Raw genomic sequence first — 22,739 nt, 5'->3', positions numbered from 1 at the left:
TAGTTAAAACTAGTGGTCGCGGTCAACCGCAATACGGGCAAGGCTTATAAGTGCTTGCTTATAGTCAGACTCAGCTAAAAAGTCTAAACAGGCAATGGCTTTTTCGGCCTCAATCTCTGCTTTTTGCATTGTAAACTCAAGCGCATTAGTTTGTTTTAGTGCAGTTAAAATTTCTTCTAAATGCTCCATACCATTACTGTGCTCTATTGCATCACGAATGAGCTGTGTTTGCTGCTCGCTACCATGTTGCATAGCATAAATAAGCGGAAGGGTTGGTTTGCCTTCAGCTAAATCATCGCCAATGTTTTTACCTAGCTGCTCAGCATCTGCATTGTAATCGAGTACGTCATCTACTAGTTGAAACGCAGTACCTAAATGCATACCGTATAGGTTTAGTGCATCAAGTGTCGCTTGGTCTTGCTCTGTAATAATGGCAGCAAGGCCTGTAGCTGCTTCAAATAATTTAGCCGTTTTAGAGTAAATAACCTGCATATAGCTGGCTTCAGTCGTATCTGGGTCATTGCAGTTCATTAACTGTAATACTTCACCTTCAGCAATAATGTTTGTTGCATCGGCAAGTACTTGCATAACCTGCATTTTTCCAAGGCCAACCATAAGCTGAAATGAACGAGTGTAAATAAAGTCACCAACCAATACGCTAGCAGCATTACCAAACTCAGCATTTGCTGTAGGCGTGCCACGTCGTAAGTTTGATTCATCTACAACATCATCATGCAATAGCGTTGCTGTATGGATAAACTCAACAATTGTTGCAAGTGTTATGTGATCTTTACCCTGATAGCCGAGCGCTTTGGCTGCTAAAATAGCCAGCATTGGACGAACGCGTTTGCCGCCACTGCTAACTATATATAAACCAAGCTGATTAACTAACGCCACATCTGAACGCATTTGCGCATGTATAAGTTGATTGACGTCATTCATATCGCTTTCGATTAACGCCTGGATAGCTTTTATATCCATTGATCTCCGAGCCAATTTTTATGTGTGAACGGCGCAGATTGTACAACAAAAAATGCACTAGCTCGATATTTTGTGACGATTGATTGAAAAAACACTATTAAAGTACTTAATTTAGACTGAATTAGCCAAGATAACTGATTAATTGATAACCAATACACAGTTGGTAGCGTGCTTAGATATTAAGCTGTGAAGGTCATATTTGAGAGCATTAATTTATTTCGGCTAAGAGTTAAAAAGCGCTTGGCAAAAGGGCTAATTAATATAAAATGGGGTAAATATTGAATTGCTCTCAAAGCAGCTACTTTTTATTCATTTTAATTACAAAATAGGCTTGCTAGTTATTTCGCGTTAGCGTAAACTTCGCGCCCTATCGAAGAATATTTTAGTTGCGCCGATTTGAGGGTGCACAGACGGAGTTAATTATGTACGCGGTTTTCCAAAGTGGTGGTAAACAGCATCGTGTGACTGAAGGTCAAACGATTCGTCTTGAAAAATTAGACGTTGAAACTGGTGCGGCAGTAGAATTTGATTCAGTACTTTTAGTTGCTGATGGTGAGAAAATCGAGATCGGTGTACCGTTCGTAAACGGTGGCAAGATAACAGCTGAGGTTGTTTCACATGGTCGCGGTGAGAAGATTAAGGTTGTTAAATTTAGACGCCGTAAGCATTCTCGTAAGCAAATGGGCCATCGTCAATGGTTCACTGAAGTTAAAATCACTAGCATTAGCGCTTAATTAGAGGTACTTAGAAATGGCACATAAAAAAGCAGCTGGTAGTACTCGTAACGGTCGCGATTCAGAAAGCAAACGCCTAGGTGTTAAGCGTTTTGGTGGCGAATCAGTTCTAGCGGGTAGCATCATTGTTCGTCAGCGTGGAACTCGTTTCCATCCTGGTACTAACGTAGGTATCGGTAAAGACCACACTATCTTCGCAAAAGCAGATGGTAAAGTTCAGTTTGAACAAAAAGGTCCTTTAAACCGTAAATACGTAACTATCGTAACTGAGTAATCAGTAAGGTAGTTAAAAACCCCGCCTTTGCGGGGTTTTTTGTTTTGTAGTCAGCCAATATATACCCAAGCCTGCATTTGTGTTGGCTTGGGTATATAATAGAGTTATTAAACAAGCCAATCCCTAAAGTGAGTAATCATGAAGTTTGTAGATGAAGTAGAAATTCGCGCAGAAGCTGGAGACGGTGGCAGCGGCATCGTGTCTTTCCGTCGTGAAAAATATGTTCCAGATGGTGGACCAGACGGCGGTGACGGTGGAGACGGTGGTAGTGTTTATCTACAAGCTGATGAAAACTTAAATACCTTAATTGATTATCAGTTTGAGCGCTTCCATAGAGCTGAACGTGGTACTAACGGTCGTAGCCGTAACTGTACAGGCCGAAAAGCTGATGACTTATTTGTTATGGTGCCTGTAGGCACGCGCATCATGGATGTTGATACCCAAGAGGGACTTGGTGATTTAACACAACATGGTCAACGAATTTTGGTTGCAAAAGGTGGTTTCCACGGCTTGGGGAATGCGCGTTTTAAATCAAGTACTAACCGAGCACCTCGTCAAAAAACATTAGGCACACCAGGTGAAGTACGTAACTTAAAATTAGAGTTACTATTATTAGCTGATGTTGGCTTACTTGGATTACCAAATGCCGGTAAATCTACGTTTATCCGCAGTGTATCTGCAGCAAGACCAAAAGTAGCTGATTACCCATTCACGACGCTTATTCCTAATTTAGGTGTAGTACGTCCTGAAGCAAATAAATCATTTGTTATAGCCGATATTCCGGGTCTAATTGAAGGTGCATCTGATGGCGCAGGCCTAGGTATTCGCTTTTTGAAACATTTAGAGCGTTGTCGTGTGTTATTACACATTATTGATGTAATGCCGGTAGATGGTTCAAACCCTGTTGATAATGCGTTTTCGATTATTAACGAACTGCACCAATACAGCCCTAAATTAGCTGAGAAGCCACGCTGGTTAGTATTTAATAAAATAGATTTATTACCAGAGGATGAAGCAAAAGCGTTATGCGAATCGATTGCAGAAGAGCTGGGCGAAACTGAAAATATCTATCACATTTCAGCAATTAATAAACTTAACACTCAACCATTAATCCACAACATAATGACACTACTTGATAGCATGCCTAAAGAGAAGTTTGTACAAGTGGAAGATGAAGAAGTTGAATTTAAGTGGGATACCTATCATGAAAAAGCCACTAAAGGTAAGGGCAATGATGATGATTGGGATGACTGGGATGAAGATGATTACGACGTAGAAGTTGTCTACGAGCGTTAATTAAATAGAATTTACTAAAAAGGAGCTTATGCTCCTTTTTCTTTGTTTAAGAATAAAGTACTAGGTGTTTATTATGATAATTTCAATGATAGCAGCAATGGCAAATAACCGTGTAATTGGTCTAGATAATAAAATGCCATGGCATTTACCTGCAGATCTTCAGCATTTTAAAAAGGTCACTACGGGTAAGCCTGTGATCATGGGTCGTAAAACTTTTGAGTCTATAGGCCGTCCATTACCTGGGCGCCGTAATATTATTATTACTCGAAACAGCGAATATACTGCACAGGGTATTGAAGTAGTAACTACGCCAGATGCCGCATTAGAACTCGTTGCTACTGCTGAAGAAGTAATGATTATTGGTGGTGGTAATATCTATGAGCAATTTTTACCAAAAGCAGAGCGCCTGTATCTAACTTTTATTGATTTAGATGTTAAAGGCGATACACAGTTTCCTGATTACAATAAAGTTGCTAATTGGTACGTGAAAGAAGAGCAAGAAAACCATCCGGATGACAAGAATTTATCTAGTTATAAATTCGTAACTTTATATAAAGAACGTTAACATTATTGCGTAAATTTTGATAGATTGATATAATATTCGGTAGTCTATATAAGAACAAAGTATTATAAAGGGTTTGTCATGTTTAAATTACCAAAGCTAGTTGCACTTACTGCCGTTGTAGCTGTTAGTTCGTTTTCGTATACAGCACCTGTAAATGCTGAAGATCAATTAGCAGTATCTATTTGTGAATATATTGCGGCAGACGATAAAAACCGATTACGCAGCAAGCTTAAAAGCTCTCGTGTAAAAATTCGTAATATTTATGATGCAGTACAATGTAATGGTAATAACTTATTACGTCATGCTGTTGCTAGTAATGCAGTAGATACTGGTGAGTATATAGTTAAAAACTTATCAAAAAGTGCGTTAACAGATGGTGCTGATATTGCTTGGGCTGAAGGGAATTTTGCCAGCTCACCGCTTATTGCAGTAATTAAAGAGCGTGCAGGTCTTTAATTATAAAAAGGTTTTGTAACGCGACCTTTAGTTAGAAATTTATTGGTCTGGGTTTGTTATTTATAGCAAACCCAGGCTTTTTTCGTTTAGCTAATGTAATCTCACCCCACAACAAAATCATTAATAAACTTCATAACTTACCTGCTCATTTTAAATAACCAAAAATGTAGAGTCTCTGTTTAATAAACAGCTTCAAATTTACTTCTTCAAAAGAGGTAACTTTATTCAGCTGGTATCTATTTTGTATCTGCTAGTTTGTACCAATACGCAATAATACTTAATTATTTTGCGGGGCTAAACGTGTCGCACCTGTGTTAAAAAATTCTCATTTAGAACAACTAAGTAGCGAATTTTTTGCCTAGCTATCAACACGTTTTTCCATCCTCAAAATAGATCACTTAATTAAGCGAATTGATATTATTTACAAACTTAATCACTAAGGACAGATATGAAAGCTGTAATTCCAGTAGCTGGCTTAGGGACGAGAATGCTCCCTATGACAAAAGCTATCCCAAAAGAAATGCTCCCAATAGTCGATAAGCCTCTAATTCAATATATTGTCAGCGAATGTGTGTCCGCTGGTATTAAAGATATTGTGTTAGTTACGCATAGCTCTAAAAATGCAATCGAAAACCACTTTGATACAAGTTATGAACTAGAAGCGACTCTTGAGAAGCGTGTTAAACGAGCTTTATTAGATGAAATTCGCTCTATTTGTCCAAATGATGTAACTATTATGAGTGTACGCCAAGGTGAAGCTAAAGGGCTTGGACATGCTATTTTATGCGCTAAACCAATAGTTGGTGATAACAACTTTGTTGTGCTCCTGCCTGATGTGATACTTGATGCCTATACTGCGGATCAAGAGACTGAAAACTTAGCGGCCATGATTACACGCTTTAAAGAAACTCAAGCAAGCCAAATAATGCTTGAGCCGGTAGCTAAAGAAGACGTTAGTAAATATGGTATTGCTGATATAAACGGTGTTGATCTAATGCCAGGTAAAAGTGCTGCAATTAAAGCAATGGTTGAAAAACCTGATGCAGATTTAGCGCCTTCTAATCTAGCTGTTGTAGGGCGATATGTACTGAGTAAGAATATTTGGCCTCTACTTGCAAAAACGTCTGTAGGTGCTGGCGGTGAAATACAACTTACAGATTCTATTGACGCATTAATGGCACAAGAAACCGTTGAAGCATTTCATATGAGTGGTCGCTCTCACGATTGTGGAGATAAGTTAGGCTACTTAAAAGCAATTGTTGAGTACAGTCTGCGAGATGAAAAGCTAGGTAATGATTTTTCAAGTTTTATAAATGATTTGAATTTACCTTAATACAGCGCGTATTCTTCGTTCTATGGTAGGCTATTTTGAGCTACTAAGTTAGCCGTACTTTTTATACCTAGTAGTAGGCTACGTAGTACGATTGTTACTTATTCTGTATTAATCTTTTCAAGGAATTACCATGATTGAGCAAGGCCAAGAATTACCAGCAGTGACGTTAACGCAATTAACTGACGACGGTATGCAATCTCTTACAAATAAAGAATTGTTTGAAGGTAAAAAAGTCGTGTTATTTGCAGTACCTGGTGCGTTTACACCAACGTGTTCAAATGCCCATTTACCTGAATTTATTACCCTTGCTGATAAAATTAAAGCAAAAGGTGTTGATGCTATTTACTGTGTATCTGTTAATGATGCATTTGTTATGAAAGCATGGGGTGACTCACAAAACGCGCAAGAAATTACAATGCTTGGGGATGGCGATGGAAGTTTCACTAAATCGTTAGGGCTTGATAAAGATACTGCTAGTTTTGGTGGTATACGTTCAACGCGTTACGCTATGATTATTGAAAATGCGCTAGTAACTGGTTTATTTGTAGAACAAGACAAAGAGTTTGTTGTAAGCCGCGCAGAATCAGTACTAGAGAAGCTATAACAGTAATAAAGTGTAGATTTTAGCTTTAACTAATCAGCTAGTTATTATTGAAAAACCGATGTTGGAAACAACATCGGTTTTTTTATTAAAGGCTCAAACTTTAAATTACGGTTGGTATTGCCCGCTAAGCGTTAAACCAGAGAAAGTGCTATAAGCGTTAACGCTTAAGTGCCAAGTACCTGCTTGTGGATTAGTAAATGTACATGTTTCTGCATTGCCATTTTTATAAGGGCGGCAATCGTATGAGCTTGCTGTTGGTTGGCTACCGTATTTTACAAATAAATCAGCATCGCCACTGCCACCCGATGTTGTTACTGTAAACGTACTCATTCCAGCTGGTACATCTAACGTGTAATGTTTCCACTGCCCAGTATTGGCTGACACATCGCTTATAGTGCCGCCGCCTGCTTGTGGAGTACCTGAACCGCCACCCGATGATGAACCACCAGTAATATTACCTACCAAGCTAACAGCTGAATACGCAGAGTAGCCGTTAAGCATTACGTGGTAAGTTCCCGCAGTAGGGTTATCAATAGAACACTCTTCACTATTACCGCCTTTATATGGACGACAATCATAGGTAGTAGTTGTAGGTTTACTGCCTGCACGTACGTATAAATCAGCATCGCCAGTACCACCACTCATAGTGAATGTTACGTTAGTTGCACCGCTTGGAACTGTCATCGTGTAAAATGCTTGTGCATTTGCAGCCCCACTTAAACCTGTTTTAGCTTCACCATTAATAAGCTCGCTATCGCCACCTGTAGGTGGAGTAGTGCCGCCACTTGCTGCTGCAACAGCTGCGGCAGCATCAACAATACCCGTACCACAGCTAGTACATGTCGCAGGGAACGAACGGGTAGTTGATTTTAAAATACTTTCTATTTCGTCAGGCGTTGCATCTGGCTTTGCTTGCTTAATAAGTGCCGCAACACCTGCTACGTGGGGCGCAGCCATTGATGTACCTTGTGAAAAGCCATAGCTGTCGCTTGAAGGTGTAGACGAACCTGAATTGTAAGTTGATAGAACGCCTTCAGAGTCGTTTGCAAAGCTTTGTGCGCCACCTGGTGCTGCAACATCAATATTGCTACCGTAGTTTGAGTAATAAGCTCTGCCGCCATTACGGCCCACTGAGGCTACGTTTACAACACCGTTACAGTTACCTGGGTTGTAGTTTGCTGAGTTATCGTTATCGTTACCTGCAGCAATAACTACCACAGTGCCGTTACTACGTGCTGTGTTAATTGCATTTTGAGTTGTAGAGCTACATGAACCGCTGCCACCTAAACTCATATTAATTACATCAGCAGGGTTTGAGTTAGCAGGAATACCGGAAACACTTCCACCAGATGCCCAAATAATACCGTCTGCAATATCAGAGGTTAAACCACCACACTTACCGAGTACACGAACAGGCACTACTTTTGCGTTATAAGCTACGCCCGCAACACCTTCACCGTTATTGGTTACAGCAGCAACTGTGCCGGCTACGTGCGTGCCATGCCAGCTAGAGTTTTGTGCACCGTTAGTGCCACATTCATTCGCAGCAACTGCATCACCTGGATCACGTGCATCGCTATCGCGACCGCCACCGTCATTAGCTACCGAAAGGTTAGAGATCATATCGTAACCCGGTAAAATATTAGCGTTTAAATCAGCATGAGGGCGGTAGCCCGTATCTAGTACAGCTACAACTACACCGCTACCCGTTGCGGTATCCCATGCGGTCGGTAAGTTTAAACCACCGGCTTGCTCGTAGTAGTGCCATTGGTCATCAAAACGTGGATCGTTAGGAGTTGAAAACGGCTTTAACATTTGATCCACTTCAATGTATTCCACATTGCCAGAATCAACCATTTCTTGCATAAACTCTTGAGCTTCTGCCGCACTTAATTTTTTATCAGCACGCATTACGTGATGATTATTAAGTGCCATTGCACGAACGTATTTTGCTTTTACTTTGCCTTTTTTAGAAGCGAAGTTTTTAACAAAGCTTTGTGCGCGCTTTTTCATGCTAGCTGGGCTTGCGTCTGCAGTTGAGAGGCTCGCCATTTCGTTATTATTTTTATATTTAATAATGAACTGAGTTTCGAAACCGCCTTGGCTTTGTAGTTTAGCCGATGTTTCAGCCATTGAACTTGAAACTGATTGAGCCATGCCAGATGTTGCAGCAAAAAGCGTACTAACTGTAATTGCAATTGCGCATCTTTTAAAAGTTTTACTTGTTGTCATAATTATCCCTAGATTTTTATTTATTATTTCGTGATGTAGGATCACGATGCGGGAACAAAAGTAAACGATCTGTTAACTAGGTTAAAATATCAATTTATTATGTACCTCTTTCATTTAGTTATAACTCAGGTTTTTAGCGGTTTACTCGTTGTTTAGTATTGTCATATAAATTAAAAATAAGTATAAAGGGTTGGTTTGTTGTGCGGGTAATTATTCCCGACTTATTACTGATGCGTTTTTGTTGTGTTATTGCTAATAATTTAAATGCTACGTTGTTAGCTATCAAACTTTGCTATAATCGGAAAAATTTTTTAGTAGGGTAAAATAATGAGTCAAGTAGATGTAATTGTAATAGGTGCGGGAGCAGCAGGATTAATGTGTGCAGCGCAAGCTGGATACCGTGGCCGAAGCGTTACAGTACTTGATATGGGCAAAAAACCAGGTCGTAAAATTTTAATAAGTGGTGGTGGGCGTTGTAATTTTACAAATGAAAACGCAACCCCTGATAACTACTTATGCGCAAATGCTCATTTTGTTAAATCATGTTTAAGTCGCTATACACAGCATGACTTTATTGAGCTGGTAGACAGACATGGCTTGGCGTATCACCATAAAACACTAGGTCAGCTTTTTTGCGATAACAATGCACAAGACATTGTTGATATTTTACTGACCGAATGTGAGTGGGCCGGGGTAAATATAAAACTACGCAGTGAAGTGATCAGCGTATCAAAAACCGAAACCGGCTATAGCGTTACCACAGAGCAAGAAACCTTAAGCTGTGAGTCGTTAGTTATAGCATCAGGTGGCTTAACTATGCCAAAACTAGGGGCTACACCAATAGGTTATAAAATTGCAGAGCAGTTTGGCTTAAGCGTGTTACCAACTATGGCTGCACTTGTACCGTTTACTTTGCATCAGCATGATAAAGAGCGTTTTGAAGGGCTCTCGGGAATTAGCATTCCTTGTGAAGTTTCAAGCGAAGACGGCACCGTATTTAAAGAAAACATCCTCTTTACTCACCGAGGGTTATCGGGCCCAGCAATATTGCAAATAAGCTCATTTTGGCGAGCAGGGCAGGCTGTAACTATAAACCTATTACCTGAAATTGATTTAAGGCAGCAACTTGCTGATTGGCGAGAAACGCAAGCACAAAAGTCGTTAAAAAATAGTCTTGCGACTATTTTACCTAAACGCTTTATAGAAATACTGCACGAAAGCAAAGCGATACCAGATTGTAATATTAATCAGCTTACCCATGCTCAAATAAATGAGTTAGTAAATTATATTCATGCGTGGCAAATTAAACCCAATGGCACAGAAGGTTATAGAACAGCAGAAGTAACATTGGGCGGTGTAGATACCGACGAGTTGAGCTCAAAAACCTTTGAAGCTAAAAAAGCTAAAGGCCTATACTTTATAGGCGAAGTAACTGACGTAACAGGGTGGCTTGGAGGCTACAACTTCCAATATGCGTGGAGCTGTGGATTTGCTTGTGGGCAGTACGCTTAAGTTTAGGCTATAAACCCATTTAAGTAAGTTGATTGGGCGATAACGGTTGAATCGTTATCGCTAACACATACTTTATTGCGTCCATTATTTTTAGCCTTATATAGCGCTGTATCAGCCCGCTCCAGTAGTTTTAGCACTGTATCGTCTTTTTGTATCGTTGCTAATCCAATACTTATAGTAAATGCTACATTTGTAACTGTGTTTTCGGCAATATACTTTCTCAGGTCATCGGCTTTTTTAGCGCTATCATTTAAAGAGGTGTTGGATAAAATAATAGTGAATTCTTCTCCACCCCATCGCGCAATAAGTGCGTCATTTCCCATACGGCTTTTTAATATTTTTGCAAATTCAGTTAGCACGTTATCACCAACCAAATGCCCGTAGGTATCGTTTATATTTTTGAAGTGATCTATATCGCAAATAAGTAAGCAATGTGGGGTTTTAAAAACGTCATTTTTAGCAATTAACTGTGATAATTCAAAATCAAATTTTTGCCTGTTATAAAGCCCCGTTAACTTATCGGTTTCTGCTAAGTGTTGAATTTCTAAGTTACGGATAGATAATCGAGTGTATGCCGAAAACCGTGTTTTTTCGTAAAACCTAAAAATTAAAATATGAGCAAGGCTTACCTCTATAAGATTAAATAAAGAGCCTAAGCCAATTGTTACAGTTTGCTGTTGTTGTAAATACACAAGATACGCACAAATAGCAAAAGCGACTGCACTAAATAGGCTTCCCCAGTTTCTTCCAACTAAAAAAAAGCTAAAAGGCGGGATTAACGTCGCCCAAAATAAAGAATGCGCATGCCCACCTACAGAAACCACAAACATCATTATTAAGCTAACGACCATAAGGGTAACAGCCCACGCTGCTGCATTTACGTTGGCTGTTTTATTAAACCAAGTATAAATACCTAACGATATCGTAAGTCCTAAGGCATCAATTAAAGCAATGTTATAGCTTTCAAAGTAGAAAAGGTTGAGGAGTGTTAAAACTAAAAAATAACATGTAGTTATTAGTAAAGAGTGGGCTATTAAGCGAGTACGCCAAAAATCCTTATGGTCTTTTGGGTATTGTGGAAACTCTTTGTACCAAAAACCTAGCATAATGAACGACTCTTTAACCTCTGAATTTAGTGATTATTACTTATATTAGGCTTTTATTATAGTTTTTTACTTTGATTAAAACGCTTATATACGGTGGTGTTTATAAAAGTTTAAAGATCATTACAGCATTTTTCAAAGGTATGAAGGACTAGGTAGTGACTGATTACTTAAATGTAATATGCCTCGCCTTGATTTAATTGACGCAGAGCTCGCCGTTATCGCTTACGTAGAGCTCTGAATAAATGTTATATCTATTCCTCTATAAATGCCTCGCCTTGTGTCATCCACTTTGCAGCTGGTTTGCCTTTTAAGTAATGATCAAAGTACTGCATCATACGTACTGAAAAATCGACCTGATTAGGAAACTTTTTCAAGTGGTGTGGTTCACCTTCGTATTGTAAAAAGGTTGCATCTTTACCAGCGCGGCGAAGCGCTAAGTAGTACTGCACGCCTTCGTACCAAGGCACTGCATCGTCTTTATCGCCAAACATAATTAAAATAGGGGTATTTACTTTATCTGCAAAAAACACCGGTGAGTTTTCTATGTACAGCTCTGGTGCTTCAAATAAGTTTTTACCTATACGGCTTTGCCCTGTTTCGTATTGAAACTGACGAGCAAGACCTGATTTTAAACGTATGCCACTGTAAGCACTTGTCATGTTTGATACTGGTGCGCCAGATACAACCGCTTTAAACATATCTGTTTGGGTTATCATAAACGCACTTTGATAGCCTGCCCAAGAGTGACCTTGTAAGCCTATTTTATCTGGGTCGGCTATGCCTAAATCTATTAATTTTTGGGTGGCGTTTATCATGGTTTGCGTTGACGATTTACCCGGGTGACCTATTTCAAAACGAATATCAGGTAAAAATACCGCATAACCGTTTGAGGTAAACATAGGAAAATTAGGGCGATGGTTTAATTCCATTTTAGGAAAATCAAACATGCGCTGGCTCATGTAACGATAAAAATACACAACCACAGGCACTTTATCGCCTTTTTTATATCCCGCAGGTTTTATTAATACGCCTTGTAAATCTTCGCCATCAAAACCTTTATAGCTTATCAGCTCTGGCTTTTCGCCCCATACAAAATTACTAATTTGTGGGTTTAGGGTGGTCACTTGTTTTGGTGAACTAAAGCTAAAATCTGTTTGGTAGTAATCAGGAAATTGGCTATAAGTTTGCGAGGTAAATAAGTACTTGTCAGCCTTTTTGGCTTTTTTAACCATATCAAAGCGTTTATTACCGCTAAGCACCTTAGTTAGTGTGTTAGTGGTTAAGTCGAGCTTTGCAACTTCACTTTGTTTAGTTTGTAAGTTAATAGCAGAGACAAGTAATGTATCGCCTTTTTTAAAGCCCACTTGGGTTTTATCAAGCTTAATAGCACGGTACTGCGTATTGCTTTGCTTACCATTAGTTAGGCGTTTAGCTTGCTTAGTTTTTACATCAAACGCCCAAATATCGTATTTACTATAAGCAAGCACTTGGCTGCTATCGGTCATCCAACCAGCAAAACCATAACCAGGTTGAGTAGATGGGTAGTCGTGTTTATCATCAGCAAAGGTTGCCTGAATCGCTTTTGTAAGCGGTGTTACTTTATTATTTTTTAAATCTTTTAACTGTATTTGGCTATCGCTAAAATAAGCTGCAAACTCACCATTAGGTGCAAGGTTCGGTTTAAACGGGTAGTTACTTATAATTGGAGTTTGTTTACCGGTATTTATATTTACTGCAAAGTAATCAGCAAAAAAACCGCCGTACATTATTTTTTCTAGGTAGGGGATGTTAGATGAGCCAAGTAAAGACACATCTCGCTGAGGGTTTAGTGCAACCTCTGGCATGTTTGGTGTACTAAGTTGCGCAACTTTTTGCGAGTTAACGTGATACACCGCACTGTAATGGCGATTTTTATTAACTTCGTTCCATTGCTGCTCTTCACGTGGTTTTATTTGCGCATCGTTGTTGTGCCATACATTAAGACCTTTATGCTCACGTATGGTATCAAAGTCGTATAGTGAGGCTTCGTCGGTATATTCTTTGGCTTTTACTTTAGCTACTAATTTTGGATGGTTTTCAAAATATAAGCGCTCGCCATTTTCTGACCATTTAAGGGAAGCTGTTTTACCTAGAGCCCATGTTTTATTAGGTGAATCTATAGTTGAGAGCTTCTCGTTTTTATATAGCTGTAAAGTGTAGCTTCGGCGGCGCGTGTCATCATTTACATAGTTACCCAATGTAAACGCTGCAATATTGTCAGTGGGGTGCCACGCTATTTTATTTGCGATTACGCCCGGTTCATCAATTAATACGCTGCTATTAAAGTCACTGAGCTCAATTAACGCTATTTGGTTGTTATTACCATCGCTGTAACTTTGGCTCACTAATAATTGGCTGTTAGCAGAGTTAATAGCGTAGCTAAATACATTTTCTATCGTATGGCTGCGTTTATCAGATAAATTGACGATAACAAGCGCATAGCTCTTATCTTTTTTATCGGGCGTGATAGCGTTACCGTCTTCATTTTTAGTGCTATCGGTTTTATCTTCTACTTTTGCGTCATCGTCTTTTTTATTCAAACGATAAGCAAGCCACATACCGTCATCAGATAACGTGTAATCTTTTACATCAGCAAAGCTTTGTTGAGCACCTGATAGTGTGTTTACGAGCACCAGATTGTTTTTAAGGGTATCTTTTTTCTTAGTTTTTTCTTTTTCAAGTAAGGTAGGTACTTGTGTAAAAGCGACCCAGTTTGCGGCTTTATTAATATGAGGTTTAGTGCCGCGCTCTACTTCTGCGATGAGTGTATTGCTTTGTAGTGAGTAAACTTGGCCAGTTGCATTTCCACGATAGGGCGTTGCACTAAAAGTGAGTACTTGACCATTGTCAGATAGTTGTGTGCTTTTAGCTGATTTAAAACTAAATACGTCTTGAAATTGTAGCGATTCTTTGGCGTGTATGCAGGTGCTAGTTAAGCTGGCAACGAGTGCTGTGCTTAATAAGGTGAGTTTTGTTTTCATTATTGATTCTCGTATTATGACATTGTTTCATTGTAACGAGTTTGGCTCACAATTCGAGCGGATCAGATAAATGACAGCTACATACGACAAAACGACCCGAGGGTCGTTTTTTGGTATTTAATTTATTAATTTAGCAGTAATTACAGCCAAATTTTTTGTAGCTCAAGCCATTGTTTTTCAAATTGAACACTAGGCTTTGCTTTAAAGTCGCTACGTACAAACTGATTCATTTTGCCTTCAACGTAGGCAAGTAAAAAGTTTGCAAGTGTAAGCTCATCACTTTGAAAGTTTTTACCTTCACGTAATTTACGCTCACGAAGTACTTGTTTAAACTGAGTTTCTAGTTTTTCAAACAAGGTTTGTACACGTTCGCGTAAACGTTCCTGCTCACCTTGCAGAGCATCGCCCGTTAAAATACGAGTAATACCTGGGTTTTTTTCAGCAAAGGTTAAAAGTAATAATAGAATGTTATAAATGCGCGTTTGGCTTTCTTTTTCGTTTTCAATAATAATATTTATACGAGATAAAAGGGTATCTTCAATAAACTCAATTAAGCCCTCAAACATACGCGCCTTGCTCGGAAAATGACGGTATAGCGCGGCTTCAGACACACCCACCTCAGCAGCTAGTTTTGCTGTGGTGATGCGTTGTCCTAAATTAGTTTCTAACATTTGTGCGAGTGCTTGCAGTATTTGCTCTTTGCGATTACTTCTTTTTGTCGCAGGCATGAACATTCCTTTTTATTAGTTATTCTTAGTGGCGCAGTTAAGAACCCTAGTCATTTTTTGTTCAAATGATTGGCGTATGTTAATGTTTTATTCAGTTTGTTTCCAGCCTTTTTATAGATGTTTAGCCAGCTGTTCGATCACCTTGCGAGCTATTTCTATTTTACTTGTTGTTGGTAATTCTAGTTGTTCATTGTGCCAGTACAGTGTTAAAGCATTATGATCGGAATTAAACCCTAAGCCACTTTTTGATACGTCATTAGCGCAAATCATATCTAGATTTTTATTTTGTAGTTTACCTTTAGCATAGCTTTCTACATTTTGAGTTTCGGCGGCAAATCCAACCGTATAGGGGCGGTTTTGTGTAAGGTTTGCAATAGCTGCAATTACGTCAGGGTTTTTAGTTAACGTAAGGGTGAGTTCGTCGCCTTGCTTTTTCATTTTTTGAGTCGCAATGTTTGCAGCTCGATAATCCGCAACAGCAGCGCAACCTATAAAAGCATCAGATTGTGGTGCATAGGTAAGTGACTCAGTTAATAGCTCCTCAGCGCTTTCTATATTGATAAGGTTTACGCCAGTAGGGGCTTTTATAGTGACAGGGCCCGAAATTAAATTAACCTTAGCACCGAGTTGCAAAGCGGCTTCTGCCAGTGCATAACCCATTTTTCCAGAGCTGTGATTTGATATAAAACGTACCGGATCGAGAGGCTCACGCGTTGGGCCTGCTGTTATTGTAATTGTTTTTCCTGCAAGTAATTGCGGTTGCTCTTCTGCTATACATAGCGCAACTAGCTCATGAGGCTCTAACATGCGTCCAGCGCCTATATCACCACACGCTTGCTCACCTTTACCCGGGCCCCAAATAAGTACGTTACGTGCTTTTAATGTGGCTAAATTAGCTTGTGTTGCTGCGTGTGCATACATTTGCTGGTTCATGGCTGGTGCTACGGCTACTTTTGCAGGCGTTGCTAGCAGTAACGTCGTTAGTAGGTCGTCAGCAATGCCGGCTGCCATTTTAGCAATAATATTACACGTCGCTGGAGCAACTAAAATTAAGTCAGCCCATTTTGCAAATTCAATATGCCCCATTGAAGCTTCAGCAGAAGGGTCTAGTAATGAGTCAGAGACTGTTTCTCCACTAACGGCTTGCATGGTCAGTGGTGTAATAAAGTGTTTAGCTGATTCAGTCATAACTACTTTTACTTCACAACCAGAGTCTTTTAATCGCCTAACGAGTTCTGCACATTTATAAGCTGCAATACCGCCGGTAATACCTAGTACAATTTTTTTGTTTGTTAAGTTAGTCATGGATGTTCATCAGTTTTTATTAAATATTGGGCTTAAAATAACAAATCTTTACCCATACAGCGAAGTTTTTTAATTCGAAATAACAGGCTAAATTTCAAATTTGCATTACATTTATAAGACACTTTCGCCTCTCAAGGATGAATAATGCAACTTACTTCACTACCAAACTCACTTCGACCTCGTGAAAAGCTCATAGCAAAGGGGGCTAAGGCGCTGACTGACGCAGAGCTTCTTGCCATATTTTTACGAACAGGGTTACCTGGAATGAATGTAATTGAGTTGGCTCAGCATTTATTAAACGAGAATAAAACACTTCATAATTTGTTTAATGCCAGCATTGAGGAGTTTTGCTCTCAAAAGGGGTTAGGGACCGCTAAGTATGTTCAGCTACAAGCTGTGTTAGAGCTAAGCCAACGTTATATGCAGGAGCGTTGCCAACGAGACGCCGTGTTTAATTCGCCAAACTCAGTTTACGATTACCTAACAATTCAAATGCGAGGCTTGCAACAAGAAGTATTTATGGTGTTATACCTAGATAGCCAAAATAGATTAGTAAAAGATGAAATACTTTTTTATGGCACAATTAATTCTGCCAGTGTTTATCCGCGTGAAGTGGTAAAGGCTGCCCTTAAAAATAATGCAGCCGCTGTTATTTTTGCACATAATCACCCAAGTGGTATTGCAGAACCGAGCCAAGCAGACAAACTTATTACGAATAAATTGCAGCAAGCACTGCAATTGGTCGACATAAGTGTGCTCGATCACATCATTGTTGGTGGAGAAACCTGTGTTTCGTTTGCCGAGCGAGGCCTGATTTAGCTTTGTCAGACACATAAGTGTGTTAAAAATGAGCTGTTTAACGTGTTTTGGCAAATTAGTTTAATTTAAATGCAGTTTTTACTTTCCCTAAGGGCATTCGATCTTTATAATTAGCCGCTATCAAATTTACATATATGAGCTGATTGGATAGATCAGTGTTTGATCTTTGCCTGTAAAAGCTGTATAAAGAGCGCCCTTCGATTTATCTCTAGGGCGGAAATACACGGCCTTAGATTAAATTAAGCTCGAGCGAAGTTATTGGAGATATATAGACATGTCTAAAGTATGTCAAGTTACAGGTAAGCGTCCAGCGGTTGGTAATCACCGTTCACACGCGAGAAACGCGACTAGACGTCGTTTCCTACCTAACCTACAAACACACCGTTTTTGGGTTGAAAGTGAAAAACGTTTTGTAACATTACGCACTACTACTAAAGGTATGCGTATTATCGATAAAAAAGGCATCGACACGGTTCTTACAGAAATCCGTGCTCGCGGCGTTAAAGTTTAAGGATCTGAATCATGCGCGATAAAATCCGTTTAGTTTCAACTGCCGGTACTGGTTTTTTCTACACTACTGACAAAAACAAACGTAACATGCCTGAGAAGATGGAAATCAAAAAGTTTGATCCAAAGATTCGTAAACATGTTCTTTTTAAAGAAGCTAAAATTAAGTAATTTTAGTTCTTCTTTTAGAATTTAAAAACCCAGCTTAGGCTGGGTTTTTTGTTTTTAAACTATGATTAGCGAATTGACATAAAAAAACCTCGTTGGCATAACCAACAAGGCTTTTAAATCAATAAATGAAAACACAATTAGATTTTTGTGAATGCATCTTGTAGTGGTGGTACTACTTGCTTTTTACGGCTCAGTACACCATCTAACCATACTTTATCATTCTCTGGTTTTACACCGTAAGCCTGCTCAACTAAGTTTGCATCGTCAGATACAATTAGCATTTCTGAGCCTTCTTTCATTATATCGGTAAGCAGTAAAAATACAGAGTGGCGGTTGCCCTCAACTTTTAGCTTAGCAATATCGGCTGCAAGATCTGCTTTAATATCGTCAAAAACAGCAAGGTCGATTACTTCTAGCTGGCCAATGCCTACTAGGTTACCGTTCATGTTGAAATCTTTAAAGTCACGCATTACTAAATCACGTGCTGGTGTGTCTTCTACCGCAGATTTAACGCGGAACATATCCATACCCAATTCTTTAAAGTCTTCGATGCCTGCAATTTCAGCAAGCGCTTCAACACATTTAATATCGGCTGTGGTACATGTTGGCGATTTAAATATAACTGTATCGCTTAAAATTGCACACATCATGATACCAGCGATGTCTTTAGGGATTTCTACGTTGTAGAAGTCATACATCATTTTAATAATGGTGTTTGAACAACCAACAGGACGAATCCAACATTCAAGCGGAGTCGATGATGTTAAGTCACCTAATTTATGGTGATCTACCACACCAACAACGCGAGCTTGGTCGATATCATCAGGTGCTTGTGTTTTTTCTGTGTGATCTACAATATACACATCTTCACCAGCGTAGCTTAGCTTAAGCTCTGGTGCTTCAAAACCAAATCTATCAAGAATAAATTGAGTTTCAGGTGAAACTTCACCAAGACGAGTTGGAATTGCTGGCTCATCAATTTGGTTTTTTAAATAAGCCAGTGCAATTGCACCACAAATAGAATCTGAATCTGGGATTTTATGGCCCACTACATACATAGACATTGACGGAACTCCTTTAAATTTGCCGATATTCTAACAAAGTCTGCGGCCTTTAACATATAGACAGCGCAATTAAGTTTTAGTTACACTTTAAAATCTTGAATTTACTAGGTGTATTTATATGCGACTGGGCCGTAAAGGTTGGAACAACGTTATAATATTTTCGATGTTGATTATGATCTTCTTTTTAAATGGCTGGCATAAGCAATTTTTAGGAGGTGAGGATAAACCAGCGTTACAAGCTGTACTCCCCCAGCAAAGTTTTGTACTGACACTGCAATTTGTTGATCAAAAAATTGAGCGCATAGGAACAAGCTGGCGTACAACCCCACTACAAAAAGACATACCACTTGTGTGGCAAGCATCTGAGCAGCAACTTAGTGATTTAGTTAACCAATGGCAAAGCGCGCAGTTAATGGGTGTTAACGAATCTGTTGTTTTTAATCCTAATGCACCTTTATATGTTGCTACATTTGAGTTGGCTGGCGAGAGTTTACCTTGGGTTTATTTGCTTTATAAAGGCGATGGGCAATATTACTTACTCGAAAAGAGTAGCCAACGAATACTCGCACTCGATTTAAAAACTGCACAGCAGTTATTCCCTAGTTTTGATTTTTCACAAAGTGAGTCTAATTAATGCCTGAATTACCAGAGGTAGAAGTGAGCCGAATGGGCATCACTCCCCACGTACAAAACCAAGTTGTTACAAAGGTAAATATTTACAATGCCAGTATGCGCTGGCCAGTGCCAGATGACGTGTATCAACTTGAAGGGCTAATTGTTACAAGTATTGAACGACGAGCTAAATATTTACTTTTACATTGTGAGCTTGGGAGCACTATTTTACATTTGGGTATGTCAGGTAATTTGCGTGTAGTAGATAAAAGTGAGCCGCTTAAAAAGCATGACCATGTAGAGTTTATTTTTGGCAACGGTAAAGCGCTGCGCTTAAACGATCCTCGTCGTTTTGGTTGTTGCTTATGGCAAGAGCCCGGTGAAGTGCATAAGCTACTCTCTAAGCTTGGTCCTGAGCCGCTTACCGATGATTTTTTTGCTAAACGCGTGTACGAACAATCGCGCAATAAAAAAGTACCGGTAAAGCAGTTTATTATGGATAACGCAGTGGTTGTTGGTGTTGGTAATATTTACGCGAATGAATCATTATTTAAAGCGGGTATACATCCAAAGCGAGAAGCGGGAAAAGTATCGCTCAAACGTTATCAAGCACTTATCCCTATTATAAAAGACACACTTGCAGCGGCTATTATGCAAGGTGGTACAACGCTTAAAGACTTTGCACAAAGTGATGGTAAGCCTGGGTATTTTGCTCAAGAGTTATTAGTATATGGGCGCAAAGGCAAGCCATGTATGACGTGCGAAAACGAATTAGAAGAAATTAGATTAGGGCAACGCAGTACTATTTTTTGCTCAAATTGCCAAAAGTAGTTATCTAGTTATCTAGTTATTTGAGTATTCAGCTATTTGAATTTTATCGATTATAAATTTAATGAGATTTAAGGGCCAGCTTTAAAAGCGGGCCCTTAATTTTAAAGCTCAAACGGTGCTACACCGACCGCTTTCATTTTATATCCTACCTGCGCGATTTCGCCCGACCATGTTTCTGTACTTATTATTCCGGTTACAACGATTGCGTCGTACAAGCTATCTATAGGCACGCCACCTTTAATCGTTACATGGACTATTTGATTTGGCGGTGGTGGTGGTACGTGTATACAGGCACCAAAGTAAGGCACGAGTAAAAACTCAGTAATGACTTCGCTATCGCCTTCTAATGGCACAACAAAACCTGGCAAACTTACCGATTGACCATCAAGCGCTTTTACCACTGGAGCATCTAAATCGGGTTGCACCCAGTTTTGATCGCTGCCTTCGTGATTAGCTTGTGCTTGAGTGTCTATTTGCATATGACCTTTGGGAATTAAGTCTTCCCAAAAAATTTCTTTTGGTGGATTGGCATAGCTCGCTACGCTTATAAATAATAAGTTAATAGCAGCAATGTACTGAAAAGCTGTTTTAAAAAATGTCATAAAATACCTAAAAATTATGCTTTTATACTCATACCATCGCTGAGTGAATAAAAATAAGCGCGAGTAGCGGGTATTAAGCCAATAATAAAACCGGCTGCCATAATAACGCCGATTAAGCCCAGTTCATAGTAAGAGAGTATTGTGATATTTACGCTTATACCGGCATGGCTTTGTAAGTAACCGCCGGCTGAAAAAATAGCTAAATAGTAAAGCGCGCTACCTACTAGGCAACCAAGTAAAGTGGTCAGTAGTGACTCAATACTTATAAGTGTAAATAAATGCCAAGGGCGAGCGCCTACCGAACGTAATATAGCAAGTTCGCGACGACGCTGACTCAGGTTTGCAAGCAATGTCGTTAGCATGCCAAGTAGGCTAATTAACACGACAACAGCTGAGAATAGCAAAAGTATTTTTTCTACTATGGCGAGCATTTCCCATAACTCTTTAAGTGTTACGGTTGGCATAATCCCAAGCAAGGCTTCTGGCTTATATTGATTTATATTGCGCCTAATTTGTAGTGTGTACAAAGGCGAATTAAATCCCATTAAAAATGCTGTAATTTGCTTTGGATGCCCAACTAGGTTGTTATGTTCGTCATGCTCATGCTCATGCTCATGCTCATGCTCATGCTCATGCACAAGGCTAGCTTTACCGCCGTGAATTAAATCGATTGCAGCCAAAGGAATATGCAACGTTTTATCAACAGGCGTGCCTGTAGGGTTTAAAGCACCGACGACTTTAAATGGGTTATCGTCATGATGATGAAAGCTGGTGTTCCCCATGCCGTGCGATATAACAATAGAGTCGTTAAGTTTATAACCTAATTTATTTGCGACTTCACTACCTAACACCACTTCGTTAATTGCGGCAAAAGGACGGCCTTTGTTAAAGGTTAAATTTTGTTTTTTCGCAAAGCGATAATGGCTAAAGTAATCAAGTGTTGTGCCTAGTACCGCTTGGCCTTTATGGCTGTCGCCTAGGCTTATAGGTATACTCCATTTTACGCCTCGCTGACTTGTTATGTATTCGTAACTTTTCCAACTTACGCCGTTATTAGCATGGCCAATTCTAAATACGGACGAAAGCAGCAACTGTATATCGCCGGTACGCGCACCGACGATTAAATCAGTGCCCGAAATAGTATTACTAAAACTACTTTTAGCATCAATTCGTACACGCTCAATACTTAAAAGTAGCATTACACTAATTGCGATAGTGAATAATGTAAGCAGTACACTTGCGCGGCGATTTAATAAGCTTTTGTAAGCAAGTTTAGCGATGATCATACCTGCTCCTGCAAATTTATAAGGTCAATGGAGCGGTCAAATAAAAGCTTTAGTGTTTCATCGTGGCTCACAAACACCAATGTACTATTAGATAGCTTTGCTTGCTCAAACAGTAACTTTATAAAGTTCTCACGATTGTTAGTGTCCAGTGCAGATGTGGGTTCATCAGCAATTATTAGTTCAGGGCTGCCTATGAATGCGCGAGCGGCTGCAACTCGCTGTTGTTGTCCAATACTAAGCTCTGCTACATTTTTATTGTGGTACTGCGCAGTAAGCCCTAAAGCATTTAATAACCGTATCGCTTCATTTTGTAAGGCAGAGTTTTTATTTGATGATTGCTTTAATATTTTTTGTTTTCGGATTTTTGAAAACTCACACCCAAGCGTTATATTTTCAATAGGTGATAAATAAGGGAGCAAGTTAAAATTTTGAAAAATATAGCCAATGTGATCCGCTCTAAACGCATCACGGGTAGTATTACTTAGTGTACTGAGGTTTTTATTTAGAATTAACACTTCACCGCTAGTGACAGTGTTAATACCAGCAAGAATCGCTAATAGTGTCGATTTACCAGAGCCACTAGGGCCATACAAAAAAATACGCTCGCCTTTTTCAATAACTAGCTCTTTTATGTTGAGCGTGGGAGAGCTATCGCTTTTATGCCACTTAAAAGTAACATTTTTTAGGTTTATCATTATTTG

At 39.3% G+C, this 22,739-nt stretch carries 23 protein-coding genes; 13 read left to right on the top strand and 10 right to left on the bottom strand.

What is annotated here, in order from left to right; genetic code table 11:
* Positions 1-9: 9 nt before the first annotated feature.
* Positions 10-981: an octaprenyl diphosphate synthase gene (gene ispB / locus RB214_RS14755; RefSeq protein WP_309167678.1), complete on the bottom strand. Its 972-nt coding sequence runs from the start codon at positions 979-981 to the stop codon at positions 10-12.
* 422 nt (positions 982-1,403) lie between these two features.
* Between ispB and rplU the strand changes: the two genes are divergently transcribed.
* The 7 genes from rplU to RB214_RS14720 all read left to right on the top strand — a co-directional run bounded on the left by rplU (position 1,404) and on the right by RB214_RS14720 (position 6,243).
* Positions 1,404-1,715, top strand: coding sequence for a 50S ribosomal protein L21 (gene rplU, locus RB214_RS14750; protein WP_002957748.1), 312 nt, complete (start codon positions 1,404-1,406; stop codon positions 1,713-1,715).
* A 16-nt stretch (positions 1,716-1,731) separates the two neighbouring features.
* The gene (gene rpmA, locus RB214_RS14745) at positions 1,732-1,989 is read left to right on the top strand and encodes a 50S ribosomal protein L27 (protein WP_002957747.1); all 258 of its coding nucleotides are present in this window, start codon (positions 1,732-1,734) and stop codon (positions 1,987-1,989) included.
* Positions 1,990-2,127: 138 nt separating this feature from the next.
* The gene (cgtA, locus tag RB214_RS14740) at positions 2,128-3,285 is read left to right on the top strand and encodes an Obg family GTPase CgtA (protein WP_002957746.1); all 1,158 of its coding nucleotides are present in this window, start codon (positions 2,128-2,130) and stop codon (positions 3,283-3,285) included.
* A 73-nt stretch (positions 3,286-3,358) separates the two neighbouring features.
* Positions 3,359-3,850, top strand: coding sequence for a type 3 dihydrofolate reductase (gene folA, locus RB214_RS14735; protein WP_138489689.1), 492 nt, complete (start codon positions 3,359-3,361; stop codon positions 3,848-3,850).
* 78 nt (positions 3,851-3,928) lie between these two features.
* Positions 3,929-4,306 (top strand): DUF3718 domain-containing protein, encoded by a 378-nt coding sequence (locus tag RB214_RS14730; RefSeq protein WP_024594810.1) that lies wholly within the window; start codon positions 3,929-3,931, stop codon positions 4,304-4,306.
* 448 nt (positions 4,307-4,754) lie between these two features.
* Positions 4,755-5,639, top strand: a complete 885-nt coding sequence (gene galU / locus RB214_RS14725) for a UTP--glucose-1-phosphate uridylyltransferase GalU (protein ID WP_024604539.1) — start codon at positions 4,755-4,757, stop codon at positions 5,637-5,639.
* A gap of 130 nt (positions 5,640-5,769) precedes the next feature.
* Entirely contained in the window at positions 5,770-6,243 is a 474-nt protein-coding gene (locus tag RB214_RS14720; RefSeq protein ID WP_024594812.1) for a peroxiredoxin, read from the top strand.
* 105 nt (positions 6,244-6,348) lie between these two features.
* Here the strand turns inward: RB214_RS14720 and RB214_RS14715 are convergent, their stop codons facing one another.
* Positions 6,349-8,475: a S8 family peptidase gene (locus RB214_RS14715; protein ID WP_002957741.1), complete on the bottom strand. Its 2,127-nt coding sequence runs from the start codon at positions 8,473-8,475 to the stop codon at positions 6,349-6,351.
* A gap of 327 nt (positions 8,476-8,802) precedes the next feature.
* Between RB214_RS14715 and RB214_RS14710 the strand changes: the two genes are divergently transcribed.
* Positions 8,803-9,987 (top strand): NAD(P)/FAD-dependent oxidoreductase, encoded by a 1,185-nt coding sequence (locus tag RB214_RS14710; protein ID WP_182768549.1) that lies wholly within the window; start codon positions 8,803-8,805, stop codon positions 9,985-9,987.
* A 2-nt stretch (positions 9,988-9,989) separates the two neighbouring features.
* Here the strand turns inward: RB214_RS14710 and RB214_RS14705 are convergent, their stop codons facing one another.
* From RB214_RS14705 to coaBC, 4 genes are all read right to left on the bottom strand, one after another.
* Entirely contained in the window at positions 9,990-11,093 is a 1,104-nt protein-coding gene (locus RB214_RS14705; RefSeq protein ID WP_309167677.1) for a GGDEF domain-containing protein, read from the bottom strand.
* Between the two features lie 251 nt (positions 11,094-11,344).
* The gene (locus RB214_RS14700; protein ID WP_309167676.1) at positions 11,345-14,113 is read right to left on the bottom strand and encodes a prolyl oligopeptidase family serine peptidase; all 2,769 of its coding nucleotides are present in this window, start codon (positions 14,111-14,113) and stop codon (positions 11,345-11,347) included.
* Between the two features lie 140 nt (positions 14,114-14,253).
* Complete coding sequence (gene slmA / locus RB214_RS14695; RefSeq protein WP_004335558.1) at positions 14,254-14,841, bottom strand: nucleoid occlusion factor SlmA; 588 nt, start codon at positions 14,839-14,841, stop codon at positions 14,254-14,256.
* A 111-nt stretch (positions 14,842-14,952) separates the two neighbouring features.
* Positions 14,953-16,146 (bottom strand): bifunctional phosphopantothenoylcysteine decarboxylase/phosphopantothenate--cysteine ligase CoaBC, encoded by a 1,194-nt coding sequence (coaBC, locus tag RB214_RS14690; protein WP_309167675.1) that lies wholly within the window; start codon positions 16,144-16,146, stop codon positions 14,953-14,955.
* Between the two features lie 144 nt (positions 16,147-16,290).
* On the opposite strand from coaBC, the gene radC reads away from it, so the two are divergent.
* From radC to rpmG, 3 genes are all read left to right on the top strand, one after another.
* On the top strand, positions 16,291-16,965 hold the full coding sequence (radC, locus tag RB214_RS14685; protein WP_007581936.1) for a DNA repair protein RadC: 675 nt from the start codon (positions 16,291-16,293) through the stop codon (positions 16,963-16,965).
* Between the two features lie 274 nt (positions 16,966-17,239).
* Positions 17,240-17,476, top strand: a complete 237-nt coding sequence (gene rpmB / locus RB214_RS14680; RefSeq protein ID WP_004335549.1) for a 50S ribosomal protein L28 — start codon at positions 17,240-17,242, stop codon at positions 17,474-17,476.
* Positions 17,477-17,487: 11 nt separating this feature from the next.
* Positions 17,488-17,643, top strand: a complete 156-nt coding sequence (gene rpmG / locus RB214_RS14675; protein WP_004335545.1) for a 50S ribosomal protein L33 — start codon at positions 17,488-17,490, stop codon at positions 17,641-17,643.
* A gap of 137 nt (positions 17,644-17,780) precedes the next feature.
* Here the strand turns inward: rpmG and RB214_RS14670 are convergent, their stop codons facing one another.
* The gene (locus tag RB214_RS14670) at positions 17,781-18,707 is read right to left on the bottom strand and encodes a manganese-dependent inorganic pyrophosphatase (protein WP_004335532.1); all 927 of its coding nucleotides are present in this window, start codon (positions 18,705-18,707) and stop codon (positions 17,781-17,783) included.
* Positions 18,708-18,825: 118 nt separating this feature from the next.
* On the opposite strand from RB214_RS14670, the gene RB214_RS14665 reads away from it, so the two are divergent.
* Positions 18,826-19,341 (top strand): hypothetical protein, encoded by a 516-nt coding sequence (locus tag RB214_RS14665; protein WP_309167674.1) that lies wholly within the window; start codon positions 18,826-18,828, stop codon positions 19,339-19,341.
* Positions 19,341-20,150, top strand: a complete 810-nt coding sequence (gene mutM, locus RB214_RS14660; RefSeq protein ID WP_007581941.1) for a bifunctional DNA-formamidopyrimidine glycosylase/DNA-(apurinic or apyrimidinic site) lyase — start codon at positions 19,341-19,343, stop codon at positions 20,148-20,150. The genes RB214_RS14665 and mutM overlap by 1 nt, the downstream gene beginning before the upstream one ends.
* Positions 20,151-20,251: 101 nt before the next feature.
* Here the strand turns inward: mutM and RB214_RS14655 are convergent, their stop codons facing one another.
* The 3 genes from RB214_RS14655 to RB214_RS14645 are packed head-to-tail and all read right to left on the bottom strand — an operon-like array spanning position 20,252 to position 22,733.
* Positions 20,252-20,752, bottom strand: coding sequence for a DUF3299 domain-containing protein (locus RB214_RS14655; RefSeq protein WP_182194005.1), 501 nt, complete (start codon positions 20,750-20,752; stop codon positions 20,252-20,254).
* A 14-nt stretch (positions 20,753-20,766) separates the two neighbouring features.
* The gene (locus RB214_RS14650) at positions 20,767-22,038 is read right to left on the bottom strand and encodes an ABC transporter permease (RefSeq protein WP_309167673.1); all 1,272 of its coding nucleotides are present in this window, start codon (positions 22,036-22,038) and stop codon (positions 20,767-20,769) included.
* Entirely contained in the window at positions 22,035-22,733 is a 699-nt protein-coding gene (locus RB214_RS14645; protein WP_309167672.1) for an ABC transporter ATP-binding protein, read from the bottom strand. The genes RB214_RS14650 and RB214_RS14645 overlap by 4 nt, the downstream gene beginning before the upstream one ends.
* Positions 22,734-22,739 lie beyond the last annotated feature (6 nt).

This window comes from Pseudoalteromonas sp. HL-AS1, assembly GCF_031198785.1.
GTDB lineage: Bacteria > Pseudomonadota > Gammaproteobacteria > Enterobacterales > Alteromonadaceae > Pseudoalteromonas > Pseudoalteromonas distincta.
This window is presented reverse-complemented; position numbering and strand designations above follow the sequence as displayed.

Excerpts from the sequence above, each read along its gene's own strand:
- coaBC (WP_309167675.1), bottom strand. The coding sequence starts at position 16,146 with ATGACTAACTTAACAAACAAAAAAATTGTACTAGGTATTACCGGCGGT.
- RB214_RS14650 (WP_309167673.1), bottom strand. The coding sequence starts at position 22,038 with ATGATCATCGCTAAACTTGCTTACAAAAGCTTATTAAATCGCCGCGCA.
- slmA (WP_004335558.1), bottom strand. The coding sequence starts at position 14,841 with ATGCCTGCGACAAAAAGAAGTAATCGCAAAGAGCAAATACTGCAAGCA.
- folA (WP_138489689.1), top strand. The coding sequence starts at position 3,359 with ATGATAATTTCAATGATAGCAGCAATGGCAAATAACCGTGTAATTGGT.
- cgtA (WP_002957746.1), top strand. The coding sequence starts at position 2,128 with ATGAAGTTTGTAGATGAAGTAGAAATTCGCGCAGAAGCTGGAGACGGT.
- RB214_RS14720 (WP_024594812.1), top strand. The coding sequence starts at position 5,770 with ATGATTGAGCAAGGCCAAGAATTACCAGCAGTGACGTTAACGCAATTA.
- mutM (WP_007581941.1), top strand. The coding sequence starts at position 19,341 with ATGCCTGAATTACCAGAGGTAGAAGTGAGCCGAATGGGCATCACTCCC.
- rpmB (WP_004335549.1), top strand. The coding sequence starts at position 17,240 with ATGTCTAAAGTATGTCAAGTTACAGGTAAGCGTCCAGCGGTTGGTAAT.
- RB214_RS14710 (WP_182768549.1), top strand. The coding sequence starts at position 8,803 with ATGAGTCAAGTAGATGTAATTGTAATAGGTGCGGGAGCAGCAGGATTA.
- rplU (WP_002957748.1), top strand. The coding sequence starts at position 1,404 with ATGTACGCGGTTTTCCAAAGTGGTGGTAAACAGCATCGTGTGACTGAA.
- ispB (WP_309167678.1), bottom strand. The coding sequence starts at position 981 with ATGGATATAAAAGCTATCCAGGCGTTAATCGAAAGCGATATGAATGAC.
- RB214_RS14730 (WP_024594810.1), top strand. The coding sequence starts at position 3,929 with ATGTTTAAATTACCAAAGCTAGTTGCACTTACTGCCGTTGTAGCTGTT.
- RB214_RS14665 (WP_309167674.1), top strand. The coding sequence starts at position 18,826 with ATGCGACTGGGCCGTAAAGGTTGGAACAACGTTATAATATTTTCGATG.
- RB214_RS14645 (WP_309167672.1), bottom strand. The coding sequence starts at position 22,733 with ATGATAAACCTAAAAAATGTTACTTTTAAGTGGCATAAAAGCGATAGC.
- rpmG (WP_004335545.1), top strand. The coding sequence starts at position 17,488 with ATGCGCGATAAAATCCGTTTAGTTTCAACTGCCGGTACTGGTTTTTTC.
- RB214_RS14655 (WP_182194005.1), bottom strand. The coding sequence starts at position 20,752 with ATGACATTTTTTAAAACAGCTTTTCAGTACATTGCTGCTATTAACTTA.
- galU (WP_024604539.1), top strand. The coding sequence starts at position 4,755 with ATGAAAGCTGTAATTCCAGTAGCTGGCTTAGGGACGAGAATGCTCCCT.
- rpmA (WP_002957747.1), top strand. The coding sequence starts at position 1,732 with ATGGCACATAAAAAAGCAGCTGGTAGTACTCGTAACGGTCGCGATTCA.
- radC (WP_007581936.1), top strand. The coding sequence starts at position 16,291 with ATGCAACTTACTTCACTACCAAACTCACTTCGACCTCGTGAAAAGCTC.
- RB214_RS14705 (WP_309167677.1), bottom strand. The coding sequence starts at position 11,093 with ATGCTAGGTTTTTGGTACAAAGAGTTTCCACAATACCCAAAAGACCAT.
- RB214_RS14670 (WP_004335532.1), bottom strand. The coding sequence starts at position 18,707 with ATGTCTATGTATGTAGTGGGCCATAAAATCCCAGATTCAGATTCTATT.
- RB214_RS14700 (WP_309167676.1), bottom strand. The coding sequence starts at position 14,113 with ATGAAAACAAAACTCACCTTATTAAGCACAGCACTCGTTGCCAGCTTA.
- RB214_RS14715 (WP_002957741.1), bottom strand. The coding sequence starts at position 8,475 with ATGACAACAAGTAAAACTTTTAAAAGATGCGCAATTGCAATTACAGTT.